The organism is Methanocalculus sp., from assembly GCF_029762515.1.
GTDB lineage: Archaea > Halobacteriota > Methanomicrobia > Methanomicrobiales > Methanocorpusculaceae > Methanocalculus.
On the sequence record NZ_JARVGN010000111.1, the window covers coordinates 1 to 5,753 of the forward strand.

8 protein-coding genes are annotated in these 5,753 nt (G+C 50.9%); 5 read left to right on the top strand and 3 right to left on the bottom strand.

Annotation, left to right across the window (positions count from 1 at the left end):
* Positions 1-149 precede the first annotated feature (149 nt).
* Positions 150-1,394 (top strand): exodeoxyribonuclease VII large subunit, encoded by a 1,245-nt coding sequence (gene xseA, locus QCH34_RS05335; protein ID WP_300331275.1) that lies wholly within the window; start codon positions 150-152, stop codon positions 1,392-1,394.
* The gene (gene xseB / locus QCH34_RS05340; protein WP_300331277.1) at positions 1,378-1,560 is read left to right on the top strand and encodes an exodeoxyribonuclease VII small subunit; all 183 of its coding nucleotides are present in this window, start codon (positions 1,378-1,380) and stop codon (positions 1,558-1,560) included. The genes xseA and xseB overlap by 17 nt, the downstream gene beginning before the upstream one ends.
* A gap of 6 nt (positions 1,561-1,566) precedes the next feature.
* On the opposite strand, the gene QCH34_RS05345 is transcribed toward xseB, so the two are convergent.
* Positions 1,567-1,995 (bottom strand): DUF371 domain-containing protein, encoded by a 429-nt coding sequence (locus QCH34_RS05345; protein ID WP_300331279.1) that lies wholly within the window; start codon positions 1,993-1,995, stop codon positions 1,567-1,569.
* 33 nt (positions 1,996-2,028) lie between these two features.
* Here QCH34_RS05345 and QCH34_RS05350 point away from each other — a divergent pair, with 33 nt between their 5' ends.
* Positions 2,029-2,601, top strand: a complete 573-nt coding sequence (locus tag QCH34_RS05350) for an HVO_0476 family zinc finger protein (RefSeq protein WP_300331281.1) — start codon at positions 2,029-2,031, stop codon at positions 2,599-2,601.
* Here the strand turns inward: QCH34_RS05350 and QCH34_RS05355 are convergent.
* Both QCH34_RS05355 and QCH34_RS05360 read right to left on the bottom strand, forming a co-directional pair.
* A complete protein-coding gene (locus QCH34_RS05355) occupies positions 2,596-2,856 on the bottom strand; it encodes a thioredoxin family protein (RefSeq protein ID WP_300331283.1) in 261 nt (86 codons plus the stop codon). The two genes, QCH34_RS05350 and QCH34_RS05355, sit on opposite strands and share 6 nt — an antisense overlap.
* 41 nt (positions 2,857-2,897) lie before the next feature.
* A complete protein-coding gene (locus tag QCH34_RS05360; protein WP_300331285.1) occupies positions 2,898-3,617 on the bottom strand; it encodes a hypothetical protein in 720 nt (239 codons plus the stop codon).
* Positions 3,618-3,890: 273 nt separating this feature from the next.
* Between QCH34_RS05360 and QCH34_RS05365 the strand changes: the two genes are divergently transcribed.
* A complete protein-coding gene (locus QCH34_RS05365) occupies positions 3,891-5,111 on the top strand; it encodes a glycine betaine/L-proline ABC transporter ATP-binding protein (protein WP_300331287.1) in 1,221 nt (406 codons plus the stop codon).
* Positions 5,101-5,753, top strand: a 653-nt coding sequence (locus QCH34_RS05370; protein WP_300331289.1) for an ABC transporter permease subunit, incomplete at its 3' end; no start/stop codon positions are given. The genes QCH34_RS05365 and QCH34_RS05370, both read left to right, overlap by 11 nt.

Below are 5,753 nucleotides of genomic sequence, written 5' to 3' on the forward strand. Positions count from 1 at the left end.
GGGTTTCGAGCCAGAACTCAACCGTATCAAGCCCGGCACCACGGATACCGGAGAAGATTGAGGCAAGGGCATATTCATGAAAGAACATGCTTGATACACCGGTTCGCAGCATACGCAGTTTCTTCTCATCCCGCCACAAATAGATTCCTATGCCCGGTGAAGAACAGGCAACCCTGGTTTCAGGCGATCCTGAGGTTATCACAGTGCAGGATCTCACCCGGATCATCAGGGAGGAGCTTGATACCCCTCTGCTACGCGGCATTTCGGTCAGGGGTGAGGTAACAAACTACCGTCTCCATTCATCAGGACATATGTACTTCACCCTCTCAGAGAAGAACAGCGATGGGGATGCCGCAATCGACTGTGTCATCTGGAGACGATCAGCAGTCCGGGTATCACCTCCTCCTGAGAACGGGATGGATGTGATCGTGAATGGGTATGTTGACTTCTATCCTCCTTATGGCAAGACCCAGTTTATCGGAGAGAGCGTAATCCATGCGGGGGCCGGAGGAAAATTCATCCTTCTGGAGCAGTGGAAGCGTGAACTTGCTGCTGAAGGTTGTTTTGCAGCTGAAACAAAAAAACCGATCCCGCAGTATCCCCTCCGTGTCGGCGTCGTTACGTCCCCGACAGGAGCAGTGCTTCAGGATATCAGGAATGTCCTCTCACGTCGGTTCCCCCTCGATCTGATCATTTCACCGACCCAGGTGCAGGGGGAGTATGCGCACCTGGATATCGCCGGGGCAATCCGGCGGATCGACGGGCATGCGGATGTGATCATTGTTGCACGCGGCGGAGGGAGTTTTGAAGACCTCTTTGCATTTAATCATCCGGATGTGATCCGGGCGATTGCTTCGTGCATAACCCCCATCGTCTCCGCTATCGGGCACGAGGTCGATGTGACACTTGCCGATCTTGCAAGTGATCTGCGGGCGCCGACACCGTCAGCTGCCGCAGAACTTATCGTGCCCGATCGGGTCACCCTCCTGCGGGAGCATACTGAAACACGATCGGCACTACAGAACCTTATTCTTGACCGTCTGGAGAAACGTGGACTCGAACTTGAAGAGATCCGGCTCAGGATAGAGAGCCGGAGGATAAAACGGCGGATCAGTGATATGAAACAGGCTTCCGCCGAGCTTCTTGAACGACTCCAACAGGCGATAGCCAGAAAGATCGCACAACAGAGAAGTAATCTTGCCCTGTATACAGCAGAGATCCGATCGGCAGATCTGAGGGCTCCGCTTCGGAGGGGATATGCCCTCATCCTTGCAGATGGAGAGATGATCCGATCGGTTAATCTGCTCGGGAAGGGTGATTTGGTGACGATCTATCTCCAGGATGGTGAGATGGACGCAACAATTACAGAGGTACGCCATGACAGAGACGTATGAAGAGATGGTTACACGGCTCCGTGATATTACACGAAGACTTGAAGATCCGGATACTCCCCTCGATGAGAGTGTCAGGCTCTATAAAGATGGAATTGAACTGATCAAAAAATGTGAAGACTACCTGACACAGGCTGAACTCCGCATCCTTGAGATTGCTGAAGAGTGATCCCGATCACTCCTCACGGCTTGCGGTCATAATAACAATCATCTCCGCCCCGCCAGAGAGGATCTCAATGAGTTCGCGTGGCAGTGTCCGTGCAACATAATCCGATCCAATCCCAATAGTGCGCCCACAGACAAAATCACTCCTCCGCCAGACGAGATCGGTCGGATGATCGAATGTCATCTGCGATGAGCCACGGGATCTGATCTCGCAGGTAATGTCTCCTGCCTGAAGGTGTGTTGTCAGGATAGCGCGATCATCCGCAAGGAGGGAACAGAAGTCATCGGCAAGATCCAGAGCCCCCTTATCTGCCGATACCCCGATGATACAATCGCCCTGCAAAGAGAGTTCATCCTCGCAGGTGATCTCAAATGTGGTCCTGTGAGTGCCCCTGACATGCGCATGCCCATGGCAGGTGATCACTTCTTTGATCTCCATTGTTTATGATGTCTGCACACAATCTAATAGAGTATGTCGATATCAGTAAAATGTCCGGTCTGTGGGGAAGAGACCGATCATGAGATCCTTCGTGACGGTGAGCCTGCCACAGTTCAATGCTCTGAATGCAGCCATATACACCGCTCTGCAATAAAAATACCCAAAGTAATTGAGATACGGGCGATCATCAGCAGTGAAGGAGAATCCAGGCAGGGGACGATTGAACTGACCGATGATGAGGTCGTCGAGGTCGGCAATACGTACGTTGCGGATGTGGGAGACGACATCTTTGGTGTGGAGGTGACCGGGGTCGAACTCGGGCCTGCGCGCAGAGTGAGAGCCAATACACGTGATATAACCTGCATCTGGACACGGGTCATAGATTCGGTGATCATCCGTGCCTCCCTTCACAAAGGGGCGGTGACCTACCCCCTGTACGAAAAAGTCGAGGGTGAGACGGTCTATACTATCGGGGAGATTGCCTCTGTCGGGGGCCGGCAGTTCCGCGTGACACGGATCAAGCTCCGGGATGGCGCTGTCGTCAGAAAGCCCGGATCATATGCTGAAGCTCGTTTTATCAAGCGTGTCTATGGGGAACGATCATAAATACTTTTTCAGGAGAGCTGAGAACTCCTCCTGATGAAGGACACCCTCCACCTTCTCCACCACTTGATCATCACTGAAGATGATCGTCGTCGGAGTCACCTTCAACGAATACCTGCTGATATAATCCGGCTGCTCTTTTGCATTGATCGATTCGATAGAGACCGAAAGGGCTGCCTCTACTTCTGCGTTGATCGATTCCTGCTCAAGGCACCCCATACACCCATCCTGATAAAAGGAGAGAATCTTCACTGACATGATGGAGATTCTTGGGATTTGAGATAAAAAAGGTATTGGATCTAAGAGATTGCTGTTACCGAGTTGATGGTGACGACAGCATAGGAGTACCCATACCTGACGAGCACCGTCTCATCGGTCTTCTCTTTGATAAAAGTCAGACGCAACTTGATATCAGGCTCGGTATCGTTGAGTGCGAACTGCGGGGAATCGGCAAAGCCGAGAATGATATTATCTCCGACAGAGAGCTCATCAAAGGGATAGCCCATCTCACCAATCTGTTCTTCCGTCAGTTCACTCTCAAACGGACTCTCCTGGCTTTCGATGGTGAATGGGACGACGACTCGATCACGTTCCTTGTATCCGATTGGAGCAGAGGTGATCTCCTGGAACTCGGTTCTGAATAAGCCGAAAGGAGCCATTTTGCCGTACCTGTGAGGGATTCCGATCATATCGTCTGGGAGGCTGTACCCTGCCGAGACCTCAATCGGGCCGGAGAGATATACAAAATTCCCAGCCTCTTCCGCCTCTGTAGCGACAACTTCCAGAGTGGTCAGGACAGGAATATCATTCTCATTATAGATGGTATAATCAATTACAACCAGATCACCGGGCTGAACAGTTCTCATCCCGCCAATCCATGCCGTTCCAAGGAGGGAAGCTGCCATCATGACGGCGAAGAGGACAGCAATTGAAATTGCCCCCACTTTGGTCCAGTTGATGGGATCAGCCTGTTTCTTCTCCCGTGATGTCTTTCTCTGCGGTGCCATTATGATGAACATGTTGTTCTCCGGAGTGTAAAGCGTTTGTGAAGCAGATCACCGGTTACGATTCATCTCAGTCGATGCTGATTGAATTTAATTATATTATTAATTAATAAATTATTTTTACATAAAAATCCAAAACAGTTATCAGGTCTTTTAACAAGGATTACCTAAACAGGGTGAAGCAATTCTTCTGCGACCCGGTAAGGATGCATAATTATTGATTGGTTCATGTTGTGTATGTGGAACGATGATTGAAGAGTACAGTAATCCATTGACAGGAGGTGTCTGATGGGAGATGACTATGAACCTGAAATCTTAATTGAAGTACAAAACCTCTCAAAAATATTTGGAAGCAAGCCGGAGAAGGCACTCAGGATGCTCAGGGACGGGAAGACAAAGAACGAAATTCTTGAAAAGACCGGCCAGACCGTCGGGCTGAATAACATCTCGTTTCAGGTATTCAAAGGGGAGATATTCGTCCTGATGGGCCTCTCGGGGTGCGGAAAATCAACGCTTCTTCGGTGTTTAAACCGTCTCATCGACCCGACTGTTGGGAGTATCGTCATCAATGGGAATGATGTTGTGACGATGAATGAGGATGAGATCAGGGATTTCCGGAGAAAGCAGGCCGGAATGATCTTCCAGAATTTTGCACTCCTCCCGCATAAAACCGTCCTCGACAATGTTGCATTCGGCCTTGAAATTCAGGGAATGGCACTTGAAGAGCGGCATGCAAAAGCAGCTGAGGCACTGAAACTGGTCGGGCTTGCCGGATATGAGCAGAGCATGCCCGATCAACTCTCGGGGGGGATGAAGCAACGGGTGGGGCTTGCCCGTGCACTCGCAAGCGATGCCGAAATCCTGCTGATGGATGAGGCATTCAGTGCACTTGATCCATTGATCCGGAGAGATATGCAGGATGAGCTGATCGAACTTCAGGAGCGGCTGAATAAGACGATCATCTTTGTCACCCACGATCTCGATGAAGCACTGAAGCTTGGAAGCCGGATTGCACTGATGAAGGATGGAAAGATCATCCAGGTCGGAACGTCTGAGGAGATCCTGATGAACCCAAGCAACGACTATGTCGAGCGGTTCGTTGCCGATGTCGATATGACCAGGGTGCTGACCGCACAGGATGTGATGAAGAAGGCGGATCCGGTCATCTCATGCAGGAGCGGACCGCGTCTTGCTGCACGCCTGATGAAGGAGTATGGTATATCAAGCCTCTTTGTCGTGACACAGCACCGCCTGCTGAAGGGGATTGTCTTGATCGACGATGTTGTGGAGGCGGTCAAAAAAGATCATACGACCCTTGAAGAGATCGTTGTCAATGATCTTACAATAATCGATCTCACAACTCCGCTTGGCGATATTATCCCGATCATTGCCGATAGTAAATATCCACTCCCGGTCGTTGATCAGGACGGCAAACTGAAAGGGATCATCGTGAGAGGATCGGTCCTATCAGCATTAGCACGAAAGGAGAGTGAGCCAATTGTCGCTTAATTATTCAATCGATCTTCCAAAAATCCCAATCGGACAGTTTGTATCCGATATCGTCGACTGGATTGAGGCGAACCTCGGGTGGCTGCTGGACGGGATCACTGCAGTTCTCCGATTCCTCTTAAACGGCTTCCAGGATATCCTGACATTGCTCCCGCCGCTTGTAATGATCCCGATTCTGGGTATCCTCATCTTCCTGATCACCCGGAGAGATGTACGGCTCTCGCTCCTGAGCATTGCCGGACTGCTCCTGATCTGGAACCTCCAGCTCTGGAGCCATGCGATGATGACGCTTGCACTCGTCCTTGCATCAACCATCATCGCCCTGTTGATCGGGATACCGATCGGCATCCTTGCAGCAAGCAATGACTCTGTCAATGCTGTTGTCAGGGTGCTCCTCGACTTCATGCAGACGATGCCATCATTCGTCTACCTGATCCCGGCAGTCATCTTCTTCAGCCTTGGAAATGTGCCAGGCATGATCGCAACGGTTGTCTTCGCAATGCCGCCTGCAATCCGCCTGACCAACCTTGGAATCAGGCAGATCCCAATTGAGCTTATTGAAGTGGCAGATGCCTTTGGCGCAACACCCAGGCAGAAGCTGATCAAGGTGCAGCTGCCGGTTGCTCTCCCGACGATCATGGC